This is a genomic window from Enterococcus xiangfangensis (genome assembly GCF_005405365.1).
Taxonomy (GTDB): Bacteria; Bacillota; Bacilli; order Lactobacillales; family Enterococcaceae; genus Enterococcus_A; species Enterococcus_A xiangfangensis.
Genome location: NZ_BJDX01000004.1, coordinates 116,258 through 142,932 on the forward strand (window position 1 = coordinate 116,258; position 26,675 = coordinate 142,932).

A 26,675-nucleotide genomic window follows, 5' to 3' on the forward strand; every position below is an offset into this window, starting at 1 on the left:
CCGACTCTATTTTAAACAGAAAAAAGCTGATAAAAGATATCAGCTTTAACGATAGTTGGTAAATTGGACATCAATTGGTAAGTCGATCTCTTTTACTAATGAGATAACTTTTTGTAGATCGTCGCGATTTTTTCCAGTTATTCGCAATTGATCGTCTTGAATTTGTGCTTTGACTTTCAGTTTGCTGTTTTTGATCGCAGTCGTAATCTTTTTGGCACTTTCTTTATCGATACCGCTGACAAGATCAGCCGTTTGACGAGCATTCCCACCTAAAGCATGCTCAGAAGCAGAAAATTGAATATTCTTTAATGGAACACCCCGCTTAATCAACTTGCTGAACAAGACATCTTTGACTTGTTCTAGTTTGTATTCATCCTCAGCTTTAATCACCAATTGATTTGCCTCGAGCTTAATTTCGAAGATACTTCCTTTGAAATCAAAGCGATTTTTTAATTCTTTTAAGGCGATTTGAATACCATTTTTGACTTCTTCTTTATTTAATTCTGAAACGATATCAAAACTTGCATCTTTAGCCATAAACATCCTCCTCAGGTCTTTTCTTCTAGTTTATCAAAAAATGCTAAGAAAGTTATGATTATTCTCCAATAAGTTGTTGAAAACGATTGATTAATAATGAGAGAACCTGTTACTCTATTGTAGGTTTGAATTAAAGGAGGATTATCAGATGCGGAAGGTTATCAATTATACGTCAAAAGATTTAGCAAAGAAAATCTTTGTCATTTTATTTACTGGCTTGACTGGGGCAGTCGGATTGAATTATTTTTTGATCCCAGCAAATGTGTTCTCGGCGGGGATGACAGGGATCGCCCAAATTGCGGAACATTTATTATCGACAACTGGTTTATCGATTGATACCGGGATTTTGATTTTCCTTCTGAATGTTCCAGTATTTATTTTAGGTTTCATTAAATTAGGAAAATCAGCAATGATTCTAAGTTTTGCTAATGTGATCTCAATGTCCATTTTCACCACATTAGTACCGGTGGGTCAAGTAACTGACAATGTATTGATGAATGCGATCACTGGCGGAGTCTTGCTTGGAATCGGTGCGGGTTTTTCATTGAAATTTGGTTTTACTACTGGCGGATTAGACATTGTTTCACTGCTGCTGTCTAAAACAACTGGTCGAACAGTCGGAAATTACATGATGTTGCTAAATGGTGTAATCGTAGTTGTAGCAGGTTTCTTCTTTGCTTGGGAAAGTGCATTGTATACGATCATTACAATTTTTACGATGAGTACAGTAGTGGATTATGTGCATACGAGTCATCAGAAAATGACTGCATTTATCAGTACTAGCAAAAGCTCGGAAATGTGTGCCGCGTTAAGCAATGAATTACTTCGAGGGTTGACAGTGATCCCTGCTCGCGGTGGATTCAGTTCCAGCGAACGTGAAGTTATTATGATCGTCTTTACGCGTTATGAATTATATACCTTAAAACAAGTTGTTGCCGATGTAGATCCCAATTCATTTACGAATATTGTAGCAACGGACTCAGTCGTGGGGAGCTTCTTGACTCAAGATGAGCAAAATCGTTTGAAAAAATCGCAAACAGTTCATGATTAAGAATCAAACAAAATGGTAAATAGATAAAAAGGCTGTTCGCAGAGGATAACTGTGGACAGTCTTTTTATTTAGAATGGTAGTCATGAATTTTGAAATGAAGTAGAATAACACACAAAGCTTAAAGACAGAATATTACTGGAAAATTAGTTTCAATACAGACAAACTACAGATTTTTATCATATGATTTCTTTGGAGGGATAGATGACATGGTTATACGCATTTTACTTGTAGAAGATGATGAAACAATTCGCAACACAGTCAAAGCCTTTTTAATTGAAGCAGGGTATGTAGTAGATGCCTGTTCTGATGGAAATGCAGCCTACGAGAAATTTTATGAACAGACATATCAACTGGCTATTTTAGATATTTTACTGCCAGGTATGGATGGTTACCAATTATTACGAGAATTCCGAAAATTAAATAATACGCCGATTTTAATGATGACTGCACTTTCTGGTGATGAAAATGAGATCAAAGCGTTTGATGAAAAAGCAGACGACTATGTAACCAAGCCATTTAGAATCCAAGTATTGTTGAAACGAGTGGAAGCTTTGCTAAGACGCTCTGGTACTTTAGAAAAAGTAATTCGCATCGGAAAATTAACGCTTCTGCCGGAAAGTTTCAAAGCAGTTTATGCTGAAAAAGAATTGAAATTAACGTTGAAAGAGTTTGAGATCTTATTGTTATTGGTCCAAAATAAAGGGCAAACACTTTCTCATGAAATCATTTTATCCCGTATCTGGGGCTATGACTTTAATGGTGATGAAAGCACGATTCATACACATATCAAAAATTTGCGGAGAAAATTGCCGGAAAATATGATTAAAACAGTCCGTGGGGTCGGTTATTATTTGGAGGATTCTTTATGAGAAAAAATGGAATTTTCTTTAAAATCTTTAGCTACACTGTTGTTGCGATGCTATTTTTAGTTTTAGTCACCGCAGGTTTGTTCTTTAATCAATTTTCAACACTCTATAAATCTGTCGAGCGACGATCAATCTATGAATCTTATCAGCCATTAGTAAACGAAATAACGCGAAGCAAGGTTGAGGCAGTTTCACAAACAGCACAAGAGTTTTATCAGAAAAATCGATCATTTGAATTTATGATTACCGATAAAAATGGGGATACTTTGTTTTCAACTCCGAAGGCTGAAGAGTTGTCGCTGAGTACTCAAAAAGATTTTTTCTTCGTCGTTGACAAGGACGAGAGGTCAGGAAATTCAATCATTGCTCTGACTAGACCAACACTAACAAAATTTTATCAGGAGATGATTATTCGCGGACTCTTGATTTTTTTATTCATAGTTAGTCTGTGTCTGGTGATTGGGTACATTTTTACGAAACAAATAGCTGATCCAATCAAAAGTTTAGCGAAAGATACGAAAAAGATGTCCAATCTCCAAGAAGTCCAGCCGCGTTTTTCAGATCGAAAGGATGAATTAGGGGACCTATCACGTGATGTTCATTCTATGTATAGCGAACTAAAGGAAACTATCGCGCATCAGCAAGACGAAATCCTTCGTGAGCAAGAAATAGAAGCGACACAACGGTATTTTTTCTCTGCGGCTTCCCATGAATTGAAAACACCGATTGCCGCTACTAGCATTTTACTGGAAGGTATGCTGGCAAATATCGGAGACTATAAAGACCATCCGAAATATTTACGAGAATGTTTGAACTTGATGGATAAACAAAGTGAGCTGGTCTCTGAAATTTTAGAAATCGTCAAGTTGAATGAAGGAAAAGTGCTTTTTACTTCCGAGAGGATCGATCTTTTTGAAATAGTCAAAGCAACACTTTCGGCGTATCAATCACAGATCCATACAGCAAAGCAAAAAATAGAAATAGCGATCCCGAGTGATAGTATGGTTACTACTGATCAAAACATCTTAAAGAAAGTTCTCTCAAATATTATTGCGAACGCTCTGCAAAATTCTCCTGAAGAAGCGTTGATCCGTATTTGGACTGAAGGAAAAGTAGATAGTTATCGTTTGAACATCTTAAATACAGAGTCTTATATCGCGCCTGAAACACTTACAAAAATTTTTGATCCATTTTATAAAGTCGATAAAGCACGGACTGACAAAAATACTCGCAGCGGATTGGGGTTAACGATTGTACAAAAGATGTTGGATGAGCTGAAGCTTTCTTTTTCGTTAGAGAATACTTCAGAAGGTGTCCAGTTCTCCATAGACCTCCCAAAAGCATAAATTAGTAAAAACAACAGTTGACCGCTGTTGTTTTTTTGTTTCTACAGAAAAACTACAGATACTATCCAGTTTATTTACAGATTGATTTGACATACTGCATAGGTAAAAGAAATCCATTATCTTACGGAGGGCTATCATGAAGAGAATAAATTATTATCAAGTAGTTTTATTTGGGGTACTGATCATCTGGCTGTCAATGATTATTGGTTCAGTTATCAGTCAAACAGAAAACTTAGGCGGACGAAGTGTCAATTTGATTCCCATTATAAATCTAGTCGAGGAGAACACGTGGCTAAAAGGATTAGAAAATATTTTTCTGTTTATTCCATTAGGTTATACGCTCACTGCCTTATTTCCTAGAGCATCGCTAGTAAAAGTGCTAATAAAGACGTTTTGGATAAGTCTCGGTATTGAAAGCATTCAATATATTTTAGCTAAGGGAAACGCTGATATTAATGATTTGATAACAGCAAGTGTAGGAAGCAGTCTTGGTCTTGGAGTATATTTATTTTTTTCATCTCTTTTTAAGCGGAAAAATCAGCGACTTGTATTCGGTGGCCTAATTTTAGTGCTGTCAGTGGGATTTTATCGTTCATTTGACCAAAGTTTTCAAAAGAATTCATTTCTCGCTTTTACTGCTGAAGCACAAGCAGAGAATAATGAGCAGGATCAAGGCTGGGAGCTTTTATTAGTCAATCAAGCAAATCCAATCCCTGAAGATTATGAGGTGACACTCGAAAAACTATCGAACGGTCAAATGATCGATCAAAGAATTTATGAGCCATTACAGGAAATGTTTGATGCCGCTAGAAAATCCGGCGTTTATCCAGTCGTCGTTTCTGGCTATCGTAGCACGGAAGAACAACAAAAATTACTAGATGAGAAAAACGCAGCGTACTTGGCTGAGGGTTATTCCAAAAAGCAAGCAAAAGAAAAAGCCGAGCAATGGGTAGCAATCCCTGGAACAAGTGAGCATCAACTAGGGATTTCAGTAGATATCAACGAGGATAAATTACATTCTTCTTCCACTGAAGTTTATAACTGGTTAAAACAAAATGCACATAAGTTTGGCTTTATCAATCGCTATCCAGCGAACAAAACCGCAATAACCGGTGTTATCAACGAACCTTGGCACTACCGGTATGTCGGAATTGAGGCGGCAACGGAAATTTCTAAACAAGGTCTATGTTTGGAAGAATATGTCACACGCTAATAGTCGATAACCAATTAAAAATTGAAAGAGGGATTTAAATGAAAAAATTAGCAGTCGCTATTTTATTCGGCGGAGAATCAGAAGAACATGACGTATCGATCAAATCAGCAAAAGAGATCGCGGGTTCGATCGATACTGAGAACTATCAGCCGATTTATGTCGGTATTACAAAAGCTGGTCATTGGAAACTGTGTGATTCTCCTGAAACAAACTGGGAACAAGCAAATCTTCCTACAGCATTTTTATCACCAGATAAACACATCCCTGGATTGATCATTTTAAATGAACGCGGTTATCAAAGGATTCCAATCGATGTCGTTTTTTCAGTTTTGCATGGCAAAACAGGAGAAGATGGAGCAATGCAAGGGTTATTCGAATTATCGGGAATTCCTTATGTCGGTTGTGATATTCAAAGTTCCGTTCTTTGTATGGATAAATCATTAACTTATCTTGTTACTAAACATGCAGGATTCAACACGCCAAAATTTGTAGTGTTAGACGAGGAGGAAAGGCTCGGTGCGCATCCGCTCAACTATCCAGTTTTTATCAAGCCTGCTCGTTCTGGCTCATCGTTTGGTGTAACTAAAGTATATCGGCCAGAAGAAGTAGATCAGGCGATTGAAACAGCTAGAAAATACGATTCCAAAATACTTATCGAAGAAGCCGTTTCAGGAATCGAGGTAGGTTGTGCAGTGTTAGGGAATCAGGTACAACTGATTACAGGTGAAGTCGATCAAATCACATTAAACAATGGCTTTTTCAAAATCCATCAAGAAAAAAATCCTGAGAAAGGGTCAGAAAATTCTTTCTTTACAGTCCCAGCTGCGTTACCAATTGAGAAAAGAAAAGAGATACAATCCACGGCGAAAAATATTTATAAAGCTTTAGGCTGTACCGGATTGGCTCGAATCGATTTGTTCTTAACAGATGACGGGCGCTTGATCATTAATGAAATCAATACTATGCCAGGATTCACTTCGTATAGTCGTTACCCTAGAATGATGAAAGCAGCTGGATTCTCTATCACCCAATTGATTGAAAATAGCATCGCATTGGCACAGGAAAAGACGCTCATCATTAAAACAATAAAAAAGTGAATTAATCGTCATCGAAAAGGGAGAAACTCTGGTTAAAAGCGAAAAGACAGCGGGTACAGTAAATGACATACCAGGTATACAACTTGAAAACAACCGATTACAAAAGCCACTTATCATTTACAAATACTTGTAGATAGAGTAAAATACTTTTGAAACTCGAAAGGGAGTGGATCAAGTGGAAGAGAACGCACAAAAATGGACCGATACAGAAGTAGCCGAAATCAAAGAAACTATTTTGACTGCTTTGGAGTCAGTAATTGACCCTGAATTAGGAATCGATATCGTAAATCTTGGCTTAATATATGAAGTAGAATTTGAACAAACTGGGAATACTGTGATCAAGATGACCTTGACCACCATGGGCTGTCCGTTAGCAGATATTTTAACGGATAATATCCAATCAGCATTAGCTGAAATTCCAGAAGTAACGAATGTCGAAGTAAAATTGGTTTGGTATCCAGCGTGGACGACCGATAAAATGAGCCGCTATGCACGGATTGCACTTGGTATCAGATAAGGATTCGTGTTGATTTAACAGCGTTTCTCACTCATTTAGTATGTAGTCTAAGCCGATTTTTCGGACTTCGGATACCAGATAAAATGAGGGTATTTTCGATACGGATACCATACTTTATGAGAAGACAATTTCTGAACTCTTTTATTAACTTTTAGAAAAAGTTGGTAAAGGAGTTTTTGTTTTGCAAAATTTCATGTTAGAGGAACTATTAGAAGAAATGTTATTCAACGAAAAAGCCAGAGGAATCTCACAAAAGACGATAAAGAAGCATCAGAAGTTTTTGAAACTGTTTTTTGAATTTTTGAAAAAAGAGCAGATATACTTTATTGAAGACGTGACTCCAAAAAGCATTCGGCAATTCATGTTGATGAAATTAGAAGAGGGATGTGCTGAAACATATGTGAATAGCCATCTAAGAAGCATCAGAGCGTATTTTAAGTATTGTGTAGATGAAGATTATATCCGATACGATAGAAACCCCTGTATGCGTGTTAAATGGGTAAAAGAGCGTAAGGTAATTATTCAGACATTTAATGATATGGAAATCAAAGAGATGTTGCGAGTAGCAAAGAAGTTAACTTTCTTTAAACCTCAGAAAATGGATAAGCAACATACTGGCTATCAAACAAAATTCACAAATCAAAGGGATTATTTGCTCTTACTAATTCTTATAGACACAGGACTTAGGATTAATGAGGTAATGAACTTAAAAGATGTTCACATTACTAATAAAGAGTTATTTGTTGAAAATGGGAAAGGGAAGAAAGATAGGATTGTTCATTGCTCACCGTTGATTTACAAAGAATATATAAAATACAAGCGAGTAGCAAATTCCTTTTTTGAATATAATGAAATAGAGAATATAGACAATTATGTATTTTTAACAAGAGAAGGTAAACAATACAATTATATCTTAGCTGAACGAGCAATCATAAAAATTGGGAATCAGTGTGAAATTAGAAAATCTATTCGGGTAAGTCCACACAGTTTTCGACATTATTTTGCCCAAAAATTAGTTCGGAATGGAACTGATATTTATAGAATACAGAAACTATTAGGACATGCTTCAATAAAAACAACGGAAGTTTATCTAAGAAGTTTAAATATTGAAGATGAAATTAGTAAAGCAGTAAATTTTTCACCATTGCAGACGATTTAAATAAATCGAACGTTCAATTGTTATTGTATTTTTAAAAAGGTATAATTAAGTATTGATTTAAATGAGGAAGGTGACTATAATGACAAAAAGTCAATTAATCAAAGATATTGCTACGAATAGTATTAGTATTGAAGAATCATTACAAAGATTACTTTTGATAACTAGTGAGCTTGACAATCAACTTATTTCTAAATGGATATTGTCAGAAATAAATGGTTATCACCGACAAGCTACTCTGCCAGATTATAGAAGAAATATTGCTTATAAATTGATTTATTCAGGAATTAATGGTAATTTTCAAATGAAGAATCAGCCACTACCATTACTCCATTTTTCTGAAAGATTTAGAGATGGTATTGATGAAACTAATATATATATTAGTATAAAATCTATTGAAAGAATTATTCTAAAAAATGAAACTGTTTGCGAAGACTTAACATATCTAGCACCTGATATACTTAAAAATACAAATATTATGTGTTATGAAATTTTTAAAGAATATAGTAATTTATCTTTGGAACAATTATTAAGTAATATAAAAAGCAAACTTATTTTATTTTTGATTAACCTTGAACATCAATTTGGAAACTTAGATACATTGGATATTGAAAAAGAAATCATAACTACTGAAAAAGTTAAGACTCTTTCGAATACTTTTGAACAACTTATGTATGATGGAAAGGTAGACCAAAATGAATAATGATATAAATTTACTTCTTATTGGAGCCTTAGTCTCTCTAATATCAACAATGATTGGTTTCCTTGGGCAAACGCTTATTCAATATTTAATTTCTAATAAAGGAACAGTAAAAATCTATATTAAAAAAGTCTATAGTAAGGTAAACAATCAACCATACGGATTTATCAAAGATGGCAGGGATATGATTTTTTCAGTTCCAATTTGGATTGAATTTCATAATACTAAAGAAAAAAGAGAAATTATTAGAAACGTTAATCTTCAAATTTATAATAAAGGTAAATACATTAGCAATATGGTTCAAGCTTCTCATATAAAAGAAACCGCCTATGCAAATAACGGAGCCTACTCCTTTATTTTAGAGCCGTTATCTATTTCAAAATTCGATTTGCAATTTCTAATTAAAAAATTAGAAATTGAAGAGGATTTTAGTGAAGTTAGAATATCATATTATGATTCTAAGGATAAGTATCATGAAAGAAAAATTTTAGGTATAGATAATCCGTGGGAAAGTAAAATGTACTCTATTGACAAAGATTGGGTTTTAATAAATTGATAGTAATCGTATGCCACTTAGAAAAATGTAAGTGGTTTTTTTCATGTTCTACAAATTTGCTACAGGCTAATTCTGTAGATATAATTAAATTAGGGATACTTTTGTAATTAGTATCCCTCCTGAATGTTGATTCATCAACATTCAATAATACCATATTCTTTATAAGGATACTTTAATCAATACTTAATATAAAAGTATCCCAATAAATCGTTCAAGGAGGAGATTTTTATGACACGAAAAATTATCAATGTCAAACCAATTAAAGACAAGAAGGTAATGTTAGATTTTTTATCTGAATTAAAAGAGGGGAATCATGGAAAGAGAGACCATTTAATTTTTACAATAGGGGTTTTTACTGGATTAAGAATTTCTGATATTTTGAATTTGAAAGTTGCTGATGTTCAAAATAAAACGACTACTATAATTGTTGAGAAGAAGACTAATAAACAAAGGGAATTAAATTTATCTAATTTGACTAGTATAATTATTGATTATTTGAATACTTATCATGATGGAGAATCTGAATGGCTATTTTATCGTCCTACAGACCATTCACAATCCCTAGGTACTCATCAATACTATAAAGTTCTTCAACGGGTCGCAAACCTGCTAGAATTGGATTATATAGGCACTCATACGATGAGGAAGACCTTTGGATATAAATATTATCAACAATTTAGAGATATTCCTACTTTAATGAGAATACTTAATCATTCTAGTCAGGCAATAACTATTAGATACATTGGATTAGAAGAGGAAGAAATAAGGGCAAGTTTAGATAAGTTCAATCCATTAGATTAACGTTTACTAAGCTAAATTATTTTACATGAAAATAAATTCAGTGTATATTATTTTAGTAATCTAAGGATATAGACTAGAGAGGTAAATTATATATGTCAATTGTATCAACAATATTAATTATTTTAGTTGCATTAGAATTTTTTTACATTATGTATTTAGAAACATTTGCTACTATTTCAGATAGCACAAGTAGAGTATTTAACATGAAGAAAGAAGAATTAAAAGGTAAATCTTTGAATACACTATTTAAAAATCAAGGAATATATAATGGTTTGATTGGTGTGGGGTTATTATATAGTATTTTTATTTCAAGTAATTCAATTGAAATTAGCCGATTATTATTAATTTATATTATTTTAGTGGCATTATATGGCAGTTTTACAAGTGATAAAAAAATTATTCTAACCCAAGGCGGTTTAGCTATTTTAGCACTTATTTCAACATTCTTTTAAGCAAATAAAAAGCACAGTCAATTAAGAGTGTGCTTTTTGTTTGTTTCTTTTTATCTGAACAGTATTATATTTTTGCCTGTTTGAATCACTTTTATAGTAAAGATAATGTGCAGCGTTAAAATCATTTTTATCTAAGGAAAAATAGAAAGAGTTTTTAGATTTTGAATACTTACTTAACACATAATAGAAATCCATAATCGAGTCAATTTTTTTAGTTTCATACTGTCTATTCTGGTTTTTATCAAAATAATAAAATCTATTTAAAGATTTTATATAGACTAAAATGTCATCACGAATAAATTGAGTATTTTTTTCAAGTTTTTTATATGAAAAATCATCTAGTCTTGCTTCAATAATAGGTAAGTATTCAGCATTAGGAATAGCTAAAATTTCAATAGTATCTAAAGAACTTGTATGATAATCAATGTTTACTTTATTGGTAATAGCAGAAATTTTCATTGGGAATTTAGTAAGTTCATTTTTAACAAACTCTAAAAATATTTCCTTTTTTTCAGTAGAAGCTAATTGATTATATAGTGTATTTGCTTGTTGTTTTAACTGTTCGTTAGTCGAAAAATTTGTTCTTCCTGATGAATGGCAAGAAATAAGTAATTCTTTTTGTTTATTGTGATTAGTAATAAGTTGAATATTATCCGTAAAAATAGCATATTTGATTAATTTCTGAATAACGTCTGCTTGTATATCTAATAGTTGTAAATTATTAGATTCAAAGCTATTAGTATAGTAAAAATATTTTCCTAACTTTTGTTTAGTAATCATTTTGTTGTTTTCAAGTGTTTGTAACCGACTTTCTAAACTAATACGATTACATTGAAGTAGCTTTATTAGTGTGGATTCATATATGCCATTTGAACAATTTATTAGTTGAAATAATTCATCAGAATCTATTGCTCTTTTGTTTACACTTAGTGTGTTCAATTTCACTCCCTCCTATAATTTTGTATATATATTTTTTATTTTGCTTATTATTAGAATTAAATATTTACTCTCATAAGTATCCCCTCTAAACTATCCCTTTCTAAATAGGGGTGTTAGTAGTTTGAAATTTTGTGAAATTTTAATGGGGCAGCTATTTTGAAAATTTTACGGAGGTTTCCATTGGGATTTTTCAAAAATACCCTCAGAATTCCTGTAGTTTTAAAAAAGTTCTCACAAAAGTTCTCATTTTGTTATCATCTAACTTCTTGAAAAAAATACTTATGTAGGGTTAATGTAGGGATTGTGTAGGGTATGATTAGCTAAGAATGTAGGGTTTATGCAGGGTTTTTACATCATTAAAAAAAGCTATTAATTCTCGAAACTATCCCTTGAAAGTATCCTAATATTAAAAGTATCCCACACCTACATCACCCCTTCATTATAGCATCGATAAATTACAGATGGAAATTTGAATGACATGTAAAGATTTGTTGACAAAAAAAGATAAATACATCATTAAATTATATATACAGTGGTATAAAACGTGGTTTTTATAAAATTTTAAAATAAAAAAAGGAGACAATAACTCATTTTTTTGATTATTGTCTCATGATTTTTCTGTTTTATAAGATTAATTAGGCATTAGACCCATCATACCAACTACCATTAGCCAATTTAATAGCTTTTGGGTGTATTCCAGAAGTGTTAGTTGCAGTGGAACCATCACTCATTTCAACATCTCCACGAATGACTTTATCAATTTTTGAATGTATTTAACATAGAATATATTTTGATAAGTATTTTATAAACTAGATTCTTTTTCATATTTATAAATGAGTGGCTGATGAGCTGATGGTATAAGTATCAGGTTTTATAGATTCATATTCCTGAGCGTTTAATATACCCATAACATTAAAACGAATGACTTCATGAAGTATAAAACCTCCTATAATTATTTATTATCATTAATTATAAACTTAAACTTGTAAGTTTCTTGAGTTACTTTACCACTATAATTATTAGTTAAAGTTTGTGTGAAAGTATATTCTTTATCTAGTTGGATAGAGTAGCCTGAAGAATTATGCAGCCCAGCAGCATCTTCTGAACGATTATTTTTTATTGACTTACGGTCTATAAATTTATTAGTACTTGTGAAGTTTGTAATATCACCAGTTATTTTTTGAGTGAAAGTTGCATTTTGTGTTTCTTCATCTAAATATTTTTCTAAAGATTTACTATAAACATTTTTATAAAGCACTCCAATACCTTTGATAGTAATAGTATTGCTATTTACTGAATAATTCCATTTTTCACTTGCTTCTTCAGAAGTTAACTCAATGATGTTTAAGTCTTTATTTTTTAAATAGACAGAGTTCTCACCACTAATTGGAGTACCTTTGTCATGTAAATAATTAGAAACATATCCTCTAGTGATGGTTAATTCATTTCCAATGTGATTTTTTCCATCGTAATTATCTAAACTATTTACAGATTGTTCTAAACCATCTGTAAATATTCCTGACAGACTAGGTTTTAAATTATCCCTAAAAAGTAAATAACTTATAAATATAAAAATACCGAATATTATAATTGCAACGACTATGAATAGTCCTTGACTTGTTCCATTTGTCATGAAAAATGACCTCCTTTTTTGTTTTTTAATACATATGTTATTATAGCATCTTAAAGAACTGATATGAATTTTTTAATACGTTATAAATGTTGATACATAGGTTCTTATATATTTTTTCATTTAAAAAAATAAGAAATAATAGAAAAGTAAAGTGACGATTTATTTACTAGACAATTGTTATTTTTTATGTGATAATAAAACTACCTTGACGAGAACCATTTGAATCGCCTCTATGGTTTTAAATGTTTTTTCATTTACCCTGTCTATTTCCCACTAGTCAGGGTATTTTTGTATTTAAAAATAAATTATTAAACTAAGGAAAAGAAAGGAGGAAACCTCGAATGAAAAATAAAACGATTGGCTATATTCGCACTAGCAAAAATACGCAGGACTTAGGACTAGAAGTGCAGAGAAAGGCATTGGAAAAGTTTGAACCTGATGAATTATTTTCTGAGCAGATTAGTGGAAGAAAGGAACATCGAACAGAACTTGACAAAGCATTGAAACGTTTAGAAAAAGGAGATACCTTACTAATTTATAATTTAGCTCGGTTAAGCAGGTCATCTAGGCAATTGGTAAATCTTATGTCTGAACTGAATGAGAAAGAGATATATCTGAAAAGTATTCAAGAATCCATTGATACCAGAACAGCGAGCGGACGACTATTCTTCACCGTTTTAGCAGGTATAGCAGAATTTGAAGCAGAAAGTATTAGTTTAAGAACAAAAGAAGCGTTAGCTAACTCGGATAAACAGTTGGGTAGACCACCGATTAAGAAAAATAAACGCAAAAGAATTATTGTTTTGTATCAAGAAAATCAGCTATCTTTGAAAGAAATTGCAGTAAAATGTGGAGTATCCGAAAAAACTGTTTATAACATTGCTAAAAAAGCAGGCTTGTCCAGAAAATGAGACTTGTCATTTCAATGGACAAACGATAGAATTTAGTAGTATAAGTTGGTAATTAACCGGCAATAAATCAACGTTTTTTACCGATACCAAATTAAAAAAATAATTTACATAAAAAAGACGATTGTATCAACATTTCAGAAGTTGATTCAGTGGTCTTATTTTTGTGCAGAAAAAACGTTGATTTATTGCATCGAATGAGAGTGAGAAAGGATTGGTTTTGTGGGACTAAGTAAACGTGCAAAGATTGGTATAGGAATAATAGGAGCAATTCTAATTTCTAGTTGGGGAGTTTACACCTATGTTCAGAAACAAAAAGAGTTGAAAAGAGAGCTAACAATTGAAGAAACAAAAGATTTAAGACCGTTTTCTGCAGTAGGTAAAACTTATTCAGATGAAGATGGTCAATTAGTGATGACATTTAAGTTCAACAAAGAGTATATTGATGATAATAAACGACAAAAAATGGAGTATTATCTCTATAATTCTCAAAATGATGAGTTGACTAAACTAGCATTAGATTCAAAAGATAAAGTTCAATATACTGTTGATTTAAAAGAAGCTGTTCGACCAGAAATCATGAAGTTCGTTAATACAGGAGATGGTCAATATTCCTATAACCCCTATAGATTTCAAGAATTGTTAGCTGATAAGTTTGAAGATGAAAATTATTATTGGATAGCAATTCCTAAAAATTATATGAAAAAACATGATATTGATAATTATGAAAAGTTTGCAAAGGAAAAGTGTTTCTTTTCACGCGATTTTACTTCTGAATTGGATTATACAGGTTATAATGAAAAATCAGTTAAAGGTGGGTATTCAACCATCAGTGAATATGTTTCAAGCTTAATCACGAATGAATTATCACCAAAAGATTTTACCTATTTAGTAACAAAAGTGAGAGGAAATGTTCCAAGAAAAGTAGAAATTTTAAATGCAACACCTTTTGAAGGTCAATATTCTGAAAAGTTAAAAAAAGGATATTTTGCTAGAGGCAATTATGATTTCAGAAGAACAGGGTATGTAGTTCCAGAAGATTTTGGCTTACCAACATACAGTCCAATGAGCTTATATATGCGAACATATAGCGTTTCTGAGAATGAAAAGGAAGCTTTAGGAGAAGATATATCAGAATGGAATCAACAAATTATTGATGACAAAGAAAAGTATGAAAAAGAATCTGATTTGATATTCTTTGATAAAAAGATTAAAAAGTTAGGAAAAATTGAAAATGCTCTATTTACTTTTCGTATAAATGATACCTTAGGTCAATGGTTGGAAATCACAACAGATGATGCGGATGAATAATTTAGATAAGAAGAAATATGTGCAAAATAAAGTAAAGCGAACGTTTATGAGAGCCAATGTAACCATTCCTAAGATTGTTTTAAATAAATTGGCAAATGAATTATATAGTCAATTTGAAAAACTATCTGATAAGCAGCAGGAAAAATTGATATTTTCCGAGGATTTAGTGATTAAATTGTGGAATATGCACATGAATAAAATGAATACAGAATTATTAGAAGAGATATGAATAAATTCATATCTCTTTTTTTATTCAAAAATTATCTCAAAATTATCATCAAAAACCACTTAAAAAATAACCCTTAAAAAAGCCTTATTTATCAAGGGTTTTATACTTGTTGACAAAATTAATAGATTGCTGTTACATCAACGTTTTAAAGCACTATTTTTCAAAAAACACCTCTCAGACTTCAATAAAATTTTTTTGTGGGGAATTATCCACTTCTTGTTCAATTTAAGGTATTTTTTGTATATAGAAATGAGAATAAGCAACTAAAATGTTGATAAATCAAAGACTTTACTTCAGTTCTAGATGATGGTAAGGTCATGTTGTATTGGAAAGCTTTCAGGACAAAAAAAATAGATAAAGTAAAACTTGAAGAAAATTGAGTGATACTGAGAAAGTAGCTTGCAATTTTATATGAAGATTAATAGAAGATAATGAAGGTAAGTGAGATTGCTTTTAGAAAGGAGGATGAAATACATGGTTCAGAAAAAATACATTGAATACTTTAAACAACATAAAGTAGATTTGGTTTATCGAACATCTTTACTTGAAGGGAAAATTGCTACTCGATTTCAAACTGCTGAGTTATTAAGTAATGGTAAAGTGAGTAGTCTGGTTGGTAAAGATAAAATTATTCTACTTAATATTTATGCTTCTTGGAAAATGATATTAGCAAAAGAAGCGGGAAAACCCACTATTGATTTTTACTCAGATATCAATGAATCATTGACGGATAGAACTTTTTATAATCCTATGGAAGAAGGACAGATTAGAATAAAAACAATAACTATCAGTGGTTCATCTTACATTCCCCCTGTTAGAAGTTATTCTGAATCAGTGGCAGAATTGAATCATCTGTTTAATCAAGTGAAACCGAGTGTAGATTCTATTTTGTATATGTATCTTATTTTAATGAAGCAACAATATTTCAACGATGGCAACAAACGTTCAGCGTATTTGCTAACAAACCATTTATTAATGAATAGTAATTTAGGTGTGTTGTATTTACCAAGTGATAATGGAAAAAAATGGTATGAATATCTGAAGAGCTGGTATGAAAAAGGAGAATATCAATCATTCATTTCCTATTTGAAAAAATATTTTCTAAAGAAGGTGTAATTATGGAAGTGATATCAGATGACCAGTTATTAAGTAACAGTGTTTCTTTACCTATTCTAGCAAAGCAATTACTTCCTTCTTATCCTGAAGAAATTATACAAGCAGAAATTGAAGGAACACTTAGAGACTATGACTTTGGTAGTTTTGATAATTTAGAAACATTTGACAAAATGATGCGTGTGTTGATACGGTGTTTTGGCATTGATAATAGTGATGTAGAAGAAAACTTAAAATTAACTGTTCATAGAATAGCTAGGTTTTTCAATAAAAGTGAAGAAGAAGTGAAAAAGGACATACTATCTAACGAACCACCAAAAGAAAAAAGTGATTATATGTATATTATTGAAAATATGCGATTAAGAATCCGTTCAAAAGGTGTATTATTATCTAAGGACAAATTATTAGATTATAGCCAAAAAGATTTATACATGAGAAAAAATATCAATAAAAATAAAAAATGGTTGGAACTAAAATTGTAAAATAGCTTATTGAAGAAAATATTGGAAGGTGAGTGAGATGCTCGTTCCAATATTTTTTTATTTTGATAAAATATATCTCAAAATTATCATCAGAAACCACTTAAAAAATGACCCTTAAAAAAGCCTTATTTATCAAGGGTTTTATACTTGTTGACAGAAATACAAGATTACTGTAATATCAATGATTTTTCAATGGATTTTTGAAAATATGCCTCTCAGACATCACGAAAAAAATTTTATGGGGAATTATCCACTACATGTTCAATTTAAGGTGTTTTTTAGTTTGGGTTTAAGATAGAAAATAGAATAAACTTTGATATATCAATGATTTTAATAGTTTTGATATATCAATGATTTTAATAGTTTTGATATATCTAAGAACGGAATAAAAAAATAAGAGTATTCTTTTTATAAAAATACACTGGTTATATTTTTGCTAAAAGGAGATGAGACTCATTCTTGACTTCAGTTGATAATTGATGATATAGTCCGGACCTAAATTGATTAATAAAATAATTTCTGGAGGATAAATTGAATGAATTCAAAAAAAATAACAGAAGAGGAATTGACGGAGAAACAAGAAAAGGTAAAGACTTGGCTACATATATTGGACAAAATCTATGGGGTAAAAATGACTGTTTTTTCTAAATCCATAGGTGTTCACAATCAAAACCTACATAATTTTAGGAAGGGAAAGCGTGGATTGACAGAAGAAAAAACGATATTATTAGAGAAAGTGATTGTGATGAAATATGGGAGACTTCTAATGCTGGAGGATAGTGAATATGAAGTGTTATCTAAGTAATATTACTAATAAAGAAAAGCCCAATCCAATTACCATTCGCAAAATATCTAACACTATTATGAACACGTTAGTAGAGATTTCTATTCAGGATTTTGCAGAAGAACTAACTTTGAATGGTAAAACCGTTGTTTTAGCTGAATTAAAAGAGCCTAAGTTGTCTAAGTATACAGAGATTATTGGTCAAGAATTAATAATGCTTGATTTTGATAATAAAGATGAAAATAATTTGTATACGATTGAGGATTTTGAGCAAGATTCGTTGATGCAAGAATATGCTTGTTTTATATATAAAACATTTAGTGATAAAAATTCTAACGTAGATAAATTTCGTGTGGTTTTTCGATTAGATAGAGTGGTTACTTCTAATAAAGAAATTGAACAAATATATCAAGAATTATTTAAATTATATCCTCAAGCAGACACTAGTGTTGGGCAAACGAGTAGATTATTTTTCGGAAGCAACTCTGGATATGAAGTGATTGATTGGGATAATCGGTTAGATGTTTCTGAGCTGTTGAGAAACATAAATGTTGAAAATTCTCTGGTAATAGAAGATTCAAACAATGAAATAGTGCATGATTCAATACCAAATTATGAACTATTAAAATTAGGAAAATTTGATATTATTGCAGAAAAACTAGGAAATAATTTTTCTGGTGAATTTTCTGACCCTATTGTTGCAGGGAACTTTTTTAAAACTATAGATATGGTAGAAATATTGGAACTTCCAGATACGAATCCATTTTTAGATATTTTCCATGAGGAAATAAACCCAAGTGCAAGTGTCTATCTAAATGAAGAATACGATATTTATTTATATAAGTGCTTCAGTGAACAATCTCCTTTCCAAGGAGATATTATAAGAGTTATAAGGAAGTTGCTCAATATTAAATCCTATACAAAAGTTATTGAAGTTCTGATAACGATTACAAATAGTGAAATAAATTGGAAGAGTGAAATTGGAGAAGCAAGATATAATGCAATGGAACTACAAAAAGCATTAAAACGTAATACTTTAAGGTTAAACTATCCTGATTTAAATAAATATTTGTATAATTACAGACAAGAAATAGATTTACTTTTAGACTTAATTTTTGATTATACGTATATGGATAAAGTGACTGGGGAAGTGAAATACATGAATTTCATTTCTTTAAAAACGTATGCCAAGTTAGTAAAAGAAAATTTGGGGTATAAAATATCCGAAGGGAAAATGTGGAATATTTTAAATGTAGTGACCGTCACAGAACTGATTCGTAAGGCAGAGTCAAAATCCATACCTTTAGACCTGAAGGAAAAGTTGATTTTAAATCAACAAGAGAATTCTGGGCAAATAAGAACAAGTAATGTATATTATCCAGTGGTAAATATTGAAAACTCTCAAATATTAGCTAAGGAAATGGTGAAAAATAATGTTACGATTTCAGGATTAGGTTATAACTTGGTTTATAGATTATTTGGAGAGGAAAAAGCAAACCAAGACTTTCCACAAGCATATAAACCACTGGAAGACAGAGGTTTAGTGAGCATGAGTAAAAGAGATAGAAATTTAACTAAGGCTAGTGTGGCATTAGAGAAATCAGCTGTAAAAATTCTTATGACTCAGATTGAAGAACAAGGATATATGTATGAATCAGATTTAATATCTAAACTTGCTAGAGTGAGGAAAACAAAGAAGAGCATCACTCAAAATAACTTTCAGAAAATTAGAGCTGATATTTATAATAATTATGGAATTAAAAGAGAACGATTGACGAAGGAATTATATTATGAATTGGGTATAGAAGAGAAATATTCATCTAAAGTTGTTCTTTATAAATAGTAAGCTATTAAACAGGTAGAATTATATACCTGTTTTTTTCTATGTTTTGTATAGCTATTATCAGACATATCTTAATTGTAAATAGGTTATAGTGTAAATAATAGTGTGAATATGTATAGAAAGTTCCCATAAATACTGTCTTTTTTTAGCTATTTCATTTTACAATAATATAATAATATATACTAATTCTATTAGTGTAAAACGAATTGGTTTAAAAAAGTCAATAAAATCAAGGGTTTTTCATAGGTATTTTCAAAGGATTTGTTCCATTTTTACATACTACTTCTATTAGTGTAAAACAAATTAGTTAAAAAAACCCAATAAATTCTAGGGAAATCTACTTGTTTTCACACTATTATTTACGCAAAAAACTATTTACATTTGATAATTGTGTGATTAAAATAGCTATAAAACGTTGGTATATAAGTATTTCTATTTTTTTGTGACAGCAAGATATAATCTTGCTTACTTAATAGAGAGATTTAGGAATAGTATTCTCTTGAATTTCGTCTAATTTTTTTCATTTTTAAAAAAAGAGGTTAATAAAAGTCAATAAAATCAATAGGTTTTTATCAGTTCAATTTATGACAATATATAAGTATATTCTATTCTATTGTCATAAATTGAACCTGAATATTTCCCTAGAAAAAAGGGCTGTTTTTAAAGGTGTTTTTCAAAAAAAATTGATTTTTTTATATAATATTCTATTGTCATAAAATGAACTTGAATATTCCCCTAGAAAAAAGCGACTTTTGAGCAACTTTATTTTCATTTTTTTGAATTTTTATTTTTAAGCATTGATAAGCAGGTGGTGAAACCACCTTATTAAACAGAGAATTATAGGTTTAGTCAAATAGCTAAAATTTGCTGCCTAGATTTAATATCTAAACTTGCTAGAGTGAGAAAAATAAAGAACAGAATTATTCAAAATAACTTTCAGAAAATTAGAGCTGATGTATACAATAAATATGGTTTGAATACGTGTAGACTGACTAAAGAATTGTATAATCAGTTAGAGATTAAGGAGAAGTATTCATCTAAGAATGTTATATATAAAATGAATTAGCATATTAGACAGGTAGTATTTCTATCTGTTTTTTTTATTAATAACCTATGATGATAAAGGATTATTTCTATCGTATTAAGAATATTATCTTTTTATATCAAATCAAAACTGCGTATTAGTCAGGAAGAATACGTATAGTTTTCCCTAGAAAATACTGGCATAATTGATAGAAATCATTATACACATCTATATAAGATATTCCCTCTAGATGTGTATAATGAGGAGGCTTATAAAAGCCAATAAAATCAATAGAAAACTACGTGTTTTTTCTAAAATCAATACGCACTTTTTATATTCCCTCTAGATGTGTATAATGGGAAGGTCTATAAAAGTCAATAAAACTAGGGGAAAACTACCTGTTTTCACACATATCTTTACGCAAAAACTTATTTACACTAAATAATAGTGTGATTAAAATAGCTATAAAACATTGATATATCAGTGTTTATATCTAAAAATTATTTCTAAAAAATGGGTTTCTAAAGTTTAAGAAAGAATTTATTATTTATATATTCTTCTTTGAGGTATGATTATAAAACCTAACAAGTTTTACCATAAATACTGGGTTTTCTCCACAAAATTTATAATTCAATATTAATGGTATACAATATTTAGGTTTGTAATCATAAATACTGATTTATTAATATAAATATCCATATTCAGTAAAATAGCTAAAATTTACTCTCTGTTAGTGATTATGTATATATAACGAAACGTTATGTTTCTATTTTTTAATTCAGTAAATGAAAGTACGTAGAAAATCTATATAAACCTCTATCTAGCAACAATATACATAATATTATATAAAATGAATTAATGAAGTTTTTAGATAATAAAATAACTCTAAATTTGTTTTAAACAGCATATATTATCTTTAGAGAGCGTTAGAAATTATTTTCGATAAATTATACATAAAAATTTAAAACGTCTTAGAACGTAAAATAAGCAGCATAGAATAAATTGTAGAAATCCATAAAATATTTTTGAACTTTTAAATAGTAAAATGACTTTGTGGATATTAATTTAAATCATAATCTGATGGAAAGATAAAAATTTTACTTGTACCAGTTTTATGATTTGAAAAACTATATGTAAATATTGATATACAAACGTTTAAGTATAGTTTATGAAAATCTTCGATACAAAAAACACCTTTCAGATAACTTTAAGCGTAGAATTACCCACAAATTTTTCTTCGTGTCGTTTGAGAGGTATTTTTTGAAAAATAGTCCTTTAAAAGCTTGATTTAACAATAATCTATTGATTTTGTCAACAAGCAGAAAACTATTGATTTTACTGGCTTTTTTGAAGGTCGATTTTTAAATGGATTTTATTATAAAATTTGAGATAAAAAAATCATAATTATGAATAGTCAATTTAGATTAATTTCTTTAATTCGGTTGCAACAATTTCAGTGCTGATAAAATATTCTGGTGTTTGGCTACGATAAGGAGTATTTGCTAAGAATTTCATAATAGTTGGTTGTAGATTCGTTTGGAAATCAATTTCTTCAGTAAAGAATTGACAGTGTTGAATCATATTATTGTTGATACTGATAATTGAACGATTATAATTTGAAGAAATTTCCAATCTACCAGCTTTTAGAAAATACTTTTTAATTTGAACAGGTGGTATATTACTATAACTAAATACTTCTTCAATTCCTGATTTAATCATATCGTTTAAATCTTTTTTATTTTTAGCATTAATATCAGCTAATACGATTGGTGAAAATGATTTATCATTTACTAGCACCAAAATCTTTTTTCGATTAAAAGTAAAATAGTTTGCGTGCCAAGAATAAAAAGAACGTTCTAAGTCAGGCGATTCTTTTTGTGATTTTGGAAAAACTGAAAATAGAGGTAATGCTTTTTTAGTGGGTATGATATTCATAATGTCCTCCAAGTGATTTTTTTTTATTATATCAGATGAATTTCTGTTAGGAATTGATTAATTTACGTTTGTTGAAAGCAATAAAACACCCTTTACTTTTTTATTAAATATAACGAATAATTGGATTTATATAAATAAGTAAAGTTAGACGTGAAGTGTTGATACGACAGTTAAAATTGCAATTTAAAAATGATGATGATACTATAAAAATATAACATGAATATTCATTATTCTTGTATAAAATTTTATATTAAAGGAGGTCATTTTTCATGACAGATGGAGCTTCACAAGGACTTTTTGTAATCGTAGCGGTGGTAATTTTTGGTATTTTTGTATTAATCGCATATATTTTATTCCGTGATACATTACAACCTAAATTAGCTGAAATATTCAGTAAAGCAACAACTGATGCAGGAGCAAGCTTGAATTATAAATCTACACCTGCAGGTTAAAAAGTGTTCTATAAATTTGCAATTATAGAAAAAGGATGTTATCTTATTTATAGAGATGCGAAACAAAAAAAGTCATATTTAAATTAAGAGAACAGTCTAGTCCACTGTTCTCTTTCCTTTTGGGCAAGTAGATTTATTCTGCTTGCTTTTTTGTATACTTATTGAACAAGAGATATGAAAATTAGACAAACAGTTATAGATTTTAAAAATTGAATAAAAATATATTTAATAGCAAAATGATACATGAGATTTGAAAAATCTTAAAATACATTTTAGGTAATATAGAATTGAATCTAAAGCTAAGAAGTAAGTTTTTTCTTGTTATTTAAAACGTTGATTTATCAACGATTATTTAAGCAGATATAAATAGTTTATATAAAAAACACCTCCCAGATAACTTTAAGTGTAGAATTACCCATAAAAATTTCTTCGTTGTATCTGACAGGTGTTTTTTGAAAAATAGTGCTTTAAAACGTTGATATAACAATAATCTGTTGATATTGTCAACAAGTAGAAAACCCTTGATTTTATTGACTTTTTCAAGTGTCATTTTTTAAGTGGCTTTTGATAAAAATTTTGAGATAAAAATACTTATTAGACCTGATGGAGATAAAATATTAAGAGCATTTGTCTTTCTAAATTGAAATGAGTAAAGAAATATTTGATTGAATAGAAAAATCGTATTTTTTTATTGACTATAGCAACGTTGAATGATGGTCTTCAGAACCATCAAAATGAATGGAGACTATTATTATGAATTGAATGCGTCACTGTTATTACAAGTAATCTAAGCTATAAACAAGCTATTTTCTCTTTACTAGCATTAGAGGCATTGTCTAATGATTGTGTGGGAAATCAGGTATATCAAGATACTGTGCAGAATATTATTCATCAAACAATAGAAAGTGCAGAAATTGAATTGACTATTATTGAAAGTTTTCCAGAAATTGAAACCTAGTCTGCTTTAGACTAGGTTTTTTTATATCCCTAATTAAGTTGAAAGCTGTTATAATTAAAATGAATATTTTACGAAGGAGTTATGTGGGATGGCAAATTCACGTCGACAACATTTAACAAAAGCCAAAAAAAGCAAGAATGATGAGTTTTATACTCAATGGTCAGATATAGAGAAAGAGATAAATGCCTATATAGAATATAATCCAAATGTTTTTTTAGGAAAAACAATTCTCTTACCAGCAGATGACCCATTCGAGAGTAATTTTTTTAAGTTTTTTGCTACAAAATTCAATGAATTTGGAATTAAAAAATTAATTTCAACGTCATATGCACCAAGCCCAATTGTTAATACTCAACTTACATTACTACCCGAATTAGTACCTGAAAAAGAAATTGATAGTAGACGAAATAAATATATCAAAGAAGCTTATAAGATAGAACTAACAGAAGTAATAGATGAAGATGGTATTGGTGCAGTAAATATTAATGACGTAATTACTAGATTGAAAAAAGAAAAAGAAAAAATTGATTCTGGCGGAAAAAGCAGTATTTTATCTTATTTAGAAGGTGACAAAAATCCTGATAATATTGAAAGATTTTCAGCAGGAGATTTCCGAAGTCAAGAAGTATCGAAACTTAGAGAGGAAGCAGATATTATTATTACAAATCCACCGTTCTCTTTGTTTCGAGAATTTCTTAATTGGATTAACCCTTTGGAGAAACAATTTTTGATTATTGGAAATATGAATGCTATTACCTACAAAGAAGTATTTCCATTGATAAAGGATAATAAAATTTGGCTAGGAACAGGAATGGGAAGATGGATTTCAGGCTTTATTGTACCGGATAATTATGGACTATACGGTTCAGAAGCTAGAATAGAAAAGGGGCAGAGGATTGTAGCGACAAATAATGCACTATGGTTAACTAATTTAGACCATGGAAAACGTCATCAAGTTCTTTCATTAATGACTATGGAAGATAATATTAAGTTTAGTAAACATAAAAGTATTAAAGGGAAAAGCTACGACTATTATGACAATTTAGATGGTATCGAAGTACCATTTACAGATGCGATACCTAAAGATTATAACGGAGTAATGGGAGTTCCTATTTCATTTTTAGATAAATATAATCCTGAACAATTTGAAATAATAGGTCTTGGAAATAGTAGAGAAAATTTTACTCCTAACAAGGATTATATAAATCCCAAAAAAGTAATGAAAAAAACAAGAGAAATAGTAAATGGTGGAGCAATCAATCAAGTTTTGGCAATAAGGAAAACTATCGAACCTGATATTAATACTACTTACTACTGTGCTGATAATGCAGATTATTTGATAGCACCATATGCTAGAGTTTTAATTAAGAAAAGGATAGGTGGCAATAAATGAGAACGGAGTTGAAAACATATACAGTCGATGAAATTGTCAGAGGGTTTATATATAATGATTTTGAAGGAAAGGGTCTTTTTGGATTATCTGGAAAGTTAATCATCCAACCTGAATATCAACGGAACTATATATATGCTGATGGAAAGAGAGATGTGGCGTGTATTGAATCTATTCTTAAAGGTTATCCCTTAGGACTAATCTACTTCAATAAAATCTCAGATGATTCGTTTGAGATTTTAGATGGGCAACAAAGAATTACCTCCATAGGACGTTTTGTCACTGGGAAATTTGCTGTATTGGACTTTAATGGAAACAGAAATTATTTTTCTGGACTTAGTATTGACCAACAGGAGAAGATATTAAATTATGAACTTTTAGTCTATGAGTGTGAAGGAAGCGAAAGCGAAATAAAGGAATGGTTTAAAACGATTAATATTTCAGGAGTACCGCTTAATGAACAAGAACTGAGAAATGCAATTTATTCTGGCCCTTTTGTATCAGAAGCGAAAAAGGAATTTTCAAATTCAGGAAATGCAAATCAACAAAAATGGCAAAGTTATATTAAGGGAGTTGTTAATAGGCAAGAGATTTTACAAGAAGCTTTAAATTGGGTAAGTAAAGGTGAAATTGATAATTATATGTCAAAGCATCGAAATGATACGAATATTAATGAATTAAAAACATATTTTAATACAGTTATAGATTGGGTATCTAGTGTTTTTACTAGCGTTGAATCTGAAATGCGTGGTTTGGAATGGGGAAGATTGTATGAAACATATCATAATAATTCTTATAATCCAACTGAAGTAGAAAATAAAATTTCAAAATTATATGAAGATAGTGACATAACTAAGAAAAGTGGTATGTTCGAGTATATACTAAGTGGTGAAAAACCAGAATTTATTAAGCTGCTATCTATTCGGGCATTCTCAGAAACAGATAAAAAGTCTAAATATAGAGAACAAACTAATGAAGCGGAAAAAAATAATAGTTCCAACTGTCCTATTTGTAAAACTGATTTACAATACGAACATACTACACATATTTGGAAATACAAAGAGATGGCAGGAGACCATATAATACCATGGAGTAAAGGTGGGAAAACTGAACGAAACAATCTACAAATGCTATGTAAGCATCACAATAGTTTGAAATCAAATCATTAGCAACTAGTATTTTGGTCAATTGAGTTATAACTTGTATTGAATTTAATAAATAACTCGTATTTAGTTCTCTCTATATATTATACAAGTAAATTTCAATATGTTTAAACAAAATATTTTTTGTAATAGCTACCAGCATTTTCCTTGTAAAAAATGGTTGAATAACAAATTTTAAAAAAAAGCCTTTAACTAGGCTTTTTATTGTACTGAGACACA

Annotated in this window: 24 protein-coding genes and 2 pseudogenes; 22 read left to right on the forward strand and 4 right to left on the reverse strand. The window is 30.2% G+C overall.

All coding sequences use genetic code 11. The features are described 5' to 3' along the window. Positions 1 to 45 precede the first annotated feature (45 nt). The gene (locus FFM68_RS06335; RefSeq protein ID WP_137618583.1) at positions 46 to 537 is read right to left on the reverse strand and encodes a YajQ family cyclic di-GMP-binding protein; all 492 of its coding nucleotides are present in this window, start codon (positions 535 to 537) and stop codon (positions 46 to 48) included. Positions 538 to 685: 148 nt separating this feature from the next. Here FFM68_RS06335 and FFM68_RS06340 point away from each other — a divergent pair, with 148 nt between their 5' ends. The 12 genes and pseudogenes from FFM68_RS06340 (at position 686) to FFM68_RS06390 (ending at position 10,292) form a co-directional block, all read left to right on the forward strand. Next, a complete protein-coding gene (locus FFM68_RS06340) occupies positions 686 to 1,588 on the forward strand; it encodes a YitT family protein (RefSeq protein ID WP_137618584.1) in 903 nt (300 codons plus the stop codon). Positions 1,589 to 1,794: 206 nt separating this feature from the next. Continuing rightward, positions 1,795 to 2,457: a response regulator transcription factor gene (locus FFM68_RS06345; protein WP_137618585.1), complete on the forward strand. Its 663-nt coding sequence runs from the start codon at positions 1,795 to 1,797 to the stop codon at positions 2,455 to 2,457. Beyond that, entirely contained in the window at positions 2,454 to 3,800 is a 1,347-nt protein-coding gene (locus FFM68_RS06350; protein WP_204652632.1) for a sensor histidine kinase, read from the forward strand. The genes FFM68_RS06345 and FFM68_RS06350 overlap by 4 nt, the downstream gene beginning before the upstream one ends. A gap of 136 nt (positions 3,801 to 3,936) precedes the next feature. Then, positions 3,937 to 4,302, forward strand: a pseudogene (locus FFM68_RS13250) (VanZ family protein); the annotation flags it as partial. A 135-nt stretch (positions 4,303 to 4,437) separates the two neighbouring features. Continuing rightward, a pseudogene (locus tag FFM68_RS06355) lies at positions 4,438 to 5,013 on the forward strand (M15 family metallopeptidase); the annotation flags it as partial. 38 nt (positions 5,014 to 5,051) lie between these two features. Continuing rightward, the gene (vanA, locus tag FFM68_RS06360; RefSeq protein WP_137618587.1) at positions 5,052 to 6,110 is read left to right on the forward strand and encodes a D-alanine--(R)-lactate ligase; all 1,059 of its coding nucleotides are present in this window, start codon (positions 5,052 to 5,054) and stop codon (positions 6,108 to 6,110) included. 175 nt (positions 6,111 to 6,285) lie between these two features. Next, complete coding sequence (locus FFM68_RS06365; RefSeq protein WP_137608428.1) at positions 6,286 to 6,627, forward strand: metal-sulfur cluster assembly factor; 342 nt, start codon at positions 6,286 to 6,288, stop codon at positions 6,625 to 6,627. Between the two features lie 181 nt (positions 6,628 to 6,808). Beyond that, on the forward strand, positions 6,809 to 7,786 hold the full coding sequence (locus FFM68_RS06370; protein ID WP_137618588.1) for a tyrosine-type recombinase/integrase: 978 nt from the start codon (positions 6,809 to 6,811) through the stop codon (positions 7,784 to 7,786). Positions 7,787 to 7,865: 79 nt separating this feature from the next. Beyond that, on the forward strand, positions 7,866 to 8,486 hold the full coding sequence (locus FFM68_RS06375; RefSeq protein ID WP_137618589.1) for an AbiTii domain-containing protein: 621 nt from the start codon (positions 7,866 to 7,868) through the stop codon (positions 8,484 to 8,486). After that, complete coding sequence (locus FFM68_RS06380) at positions 8,479 to 9,039, forward strand: hypothetical protein (RefSeq protein ID WP_137618590.1); 561 nt, start codon at positions 8,479 to 8,481, stop codon at positions 9,037 to 9,039. Before FFM68_RS06375 ends, FFM68_RS06380 begins: the two co-directional genes overlap by 8 nt. A gap of 228 nt (positions 9,040 to 9,267) precedes the next feature. Beyond that, positions 9,268 to 9,840: a tyrosine-type recombinase/integrase gene (locus FFM68_RS06385; RefSeq protein ID WP_130760065.1), complete on the forward strand. Its 573-nt coding sequence runs from the start codon at positions 9,268 to 9,270 to the stop codon at positions 9,838 to 9,840. A gap of 92 nt (positions 9,841 to 9,932) precedes the next feature. Continuing rightward, positions 9,933 to 10,292, forward strand: coding sequence for a DUF1304 domain-containing protein (locus FFM68_RS06390; RefSeq protein WP_130760066.1), 360 nt, complete (start codon positions 9,933 to 9,935; stop codon positions 10,290 to 10,292). A gap of 21 nt (positions 10,293 to 10,313) precedes the next feature. Here FFM68_RS06390 and FFM68_RS06395 read toward each other — a convergent pair whose 3' ends face one another. Then, entirely contained in the window at positions 10,314 to 11,237 is a 924-nt protein-coding gene (locus tag FFM68_RS06395) for a hypothetical protein (protein WP_242618492.1), read from the reverse strand. 946 nt (positions 11,238 to 12,183) lie between these two features. Then, a complete protein-coding gene (locus FFM68_RS06400; protein ID WP_137618591.1) occupies positions 12,184 to 12,864 on the reverse strand; it encodes a hypothetical protein in 681 nt (226 codons plus the stop codon). 341 nt (positions 12,865 to 13,205) lie between these two features. Here FFM68_RS06400 and FFM68_RS06405 point away from each other — a divergent pair, with 341 nt between their 5' ends. The 7 genes from FFM68_RS06405 (at position 13,206) to FFM68_RS06440 (ending at position 19,534) form a co-directional block, all read left to right on the forward strand. Then, positions 13,206 to 13,775: a recombinase family protein gene (locus tag FFM68_RS06405; protein ID WP_137603283.1), complete on the forward strand. Its 570-nt coding sequence runs from the start codon at positions 13,206 to 13,208 to the stop codon at positions 13,773 to 13,775. A 219-nt stretch (positions 13,776 to 13,994) separates the two neighbouring features. Continuing rightward, a complete protein-coding gene (locus FFM68_RS06410; protein ID WP_137603282.1) occupies positions 13,995 to 15,083 on the forward strand; it encodes a hypothetical protein in 1,089 nt (362 codons plus the stop codon). Continuing rightward, the gene (locus FFM68_RS06415) at positions 15,076 to 15,312 is read left to right on the forward strand and encodes a hypothetical protein (RefSeq protein ID WP_137603281.1); all 237 of its coding nucleotides are present in this window, start codon (positions 15,076 to 15,078) and stop codon (positions 15,310 to 15,312) included. Before FFM68_RS06410 ends, FFM68_RS06415 begins: the two co-directional genes overlap by 8 nt. 474 nt (positions 15,313 to 15,786) lie before the next feature. Then, the gene (locus FFM68_RS06425; protein WP_167483467.1) at positions 15,787 to 16,428 is read left to right on the forward strand and encodes a Fic family protein; all 642 of its coding nucleotides are present in this window, start codon (positions 15,787 to 15,789) and stop codon (positions 16,426 to 16,428) included. Positions 16,429 to 16,430: 2 nt separating this feature from the next. Further along, a complete protein-coding gene (locus tag FFM68_RS06430) occupies positions 16,431 to 16,907 on the forward strand; it encodes a hypothetical protein (RefSeq protein WP_137603279.1) in 477 nt (158 codons plus the stop codon). A 535-nt stretch (positions 16,908 to 17,442) separates the two neighbouring features. Then, positions 17,443 to 17,712, forward strand: a complete 270-nt coding sequence (locus tag FFM68_RS06435; RefSeq protein WP_137618593.1) for a hypothetical protein — start codon at positions 17,443 to 17,445, stop codon at positions 17,710 to 17,712. Next, complete coding sequence (locus FFM68_RS06440) at positions 17,693 to 19,534, forward strand: hypothetical protein (protein WP_137618594.1); 1,842 nt, start codon at positions 17,693 to 17,695, stop codon at positions 19,532 to 19,534. The genes FFM68_RS06435 and FFM68_RS06440 overlap by 20 nt, the downstream gene beginning before the upstream one ends. A 2,443-nt stretch (positions 19,535 to 21,977) precedes the next feature. Here the strand turns inward: FFM68_RS06440 and FFM68_RS06455 are convergent. Then, positions 21,978 to 22,493 (reverse strand): DUF6933 domain-containing protein, encoded by a 516-nt coding sequence (locus FFM68_RS06455; RefSeq protein WP_137618595.1) that lies wholly within the window; start codon positions 22,491 to 22,493, stop codon positions 21,978 to 21,980. A 269-nt stretch (positions 22,494 to 22,762) separates the two neighbouring features. On the opposite strand from FFM68_RS06455, the gene FFM68_RS06460 reads away from it, so the two are divergent. The 3 genes from FFM68_RS06460 (at position 22,763) to FFM68_RS06480 (ending at position 26,462) form a co-directional block, all read left to right on the forward strand. Further along, a complete protein-coding gene (locus FFM68_RS06460; protein WP_137618596.1) occupies positions 22,763 to 22,945 on the forward strand; it encodes a hypothetical protein in 183 nt (60 codons plus the stop codon). 1,046 nt (positions 22,946 to 23,991) lie between these two features. Next, on the forward strand, positions 23,992 to 25,296 hold the full coding sequence (locus tag FFM68_RS06475) for an adenine-specific methyltransferase EcoRI family protein (RefSeq protein WP_137603275.1): 1,305 nt from the start codon (positions 23,992 to 23,994) through the stop codon (positions 25,294 to 25,296). Next, the gene (locus FFM68_RS06480; RefSeq protein WP_137618598.1) at positions 25,293 to 26,462 is read left to right on the forward strand and encodes an HNH endonuclease family protein; all 1,170 of its coding nucleotides are present in this window, start codon (positions 25,293 to 25,295) and stop codon (positions 26,460 to 26,462) included. Before FFM68_RS06475 ends, FFM68_RS06480 begins: the two co-directional genes overlap by 4 nt. The last annotated feature ends 213 nt before the right edge of the window (positions 26,463 to 26,675 follow it).

Coding starts and splice junctions, on each gene's coding strand:
- FFM68_RS06405 (WP_137603283.1), top strand. CDS start 13,206: ATGAAAAATAAAACGATTGGCTATATTCGCACTAGCAAAAATACGCAG.
- FFM68_RS06440 (WP_137618594.1), top strand. CDS start 17,693: ATGAAGTGTTATCTAAGTAATATTACTAATAAAGAAAAGCCCAATCCA.
- FFM68_RS06455 (WP_137618595.1), bottom strand. CDS start 22,493: ATGAATATCATACCCACTAAAAAAGCATTACCTCTATTTTCAGTTTTT.
- FFM68_RS06345 (WP_137618585.1), top strand. CDS start 1,795: ATGGTTATACGCATTTTACTTGTAGAAGATGATGAAACAATTCGCAAC.
- FFM68_RS06435 (WP_137618593.1), top strand. CDS start 17,443: ATGAATTCAAAAAAAATAACAGAAGAGGAATTGACGGAGAAACAAGAA.
- FFM68_RS06430 (WP_137603279.1), top strand. CDS start 16,431: ATGGAAGTGATATCAGATGACCAGTTATTAAGTAACAGTGTTTCTTTA.
- FFM68_RS06390 (WP_130760066.1), top strand. CDS start 9,933: ATGTCAATTGTATCAACAATATTAATTATTTTAGTTGCATTAGAATTT.
- FFM68_RS06350 (WP_204652632.1), top strand. CDS start 2,454: ATGAGAAAAAATGGAATTTTCTTTAAAATCTTTAGCTACACTGTTGTT.
- FFM68_RS06375 (WP_137618589.1), top strand. CDS start 7,866: ATGACAAAAAGTCAATTAATCAAAGATATTGCTACGAATAGTATTAGT.
- FFM68_RS06480 (WP_137618598.1), top strand. CDS start 25,293: ATGAGAACGGAGTTGAAAACATATACAGTCGATGAAATTGTCAGAGGG.
- FFM68_RS06415 (WP_137603281.1), top strand. CDS start 15,076: ATGAATAATTTAGATAAGAAGAAATATGTGCAAAATAAAGTAAAGCGA.
- FFM68_RS06335 (WP_137618583.1), bottom strand. CDS start 537: ATGGCTAAAGATGCAAGTTTTGATATCGTTTCAGAATTAAATAAAGAA.
- FFM68_RS06425 (WP_167483467.1), top strand. CDS start 15,787: ATGGTTCAGAAAAAATACATTGAATACTTTAAACAACATAAAGTAGAT.
- FFM68_RS06460 (WP_137618596.1), top strand. CDS start 22,763: ATGACAGATGGAGCTTCACAAGGACTTTTTGTAATCGTAGCGGTGGTA.
- FFM68_RS06475 (WP_137603275.1), top strand. CDS start 23,992: ATGGCAAATTCACGTCGACAACATTTAACAAAAGCCAAAAAAAGCAAG.
- FFM68_RS06380 (WP_137618590.1), top strand. CDS start 8,479: ATGAATAATGATATAAATTTACTTCTTATTGGAGCCTTAGTCTCTCTA.
- FFM68_RS06385 (WP_130760065.1), top strand. CDS start 9,268: ATGACACGAAAAATTATCAATGTCAAACCAATTAAAGACAAGAAGGTA.
- FFM68_RS06400 (WP_137618591.1), bottom strand. CDS start 12,864: ATGACAAATGGAACAAGTCAAGGACTATTCATAGTCGTTGCAATTATA.
- vanA (WP_137618587.1), top strand. CDS start 5,052: ATGAAAAAATTAGCAGTCGCTATTTTATTCGGCGGAGAATCAGAAGAA.
- FFM68_RS06340 (WP_137618584.1), top strand. CDS start 686: ATGCGGAAGGTTATCAATTATACGTCAAAAGATTTAGCAAAGAAAATC.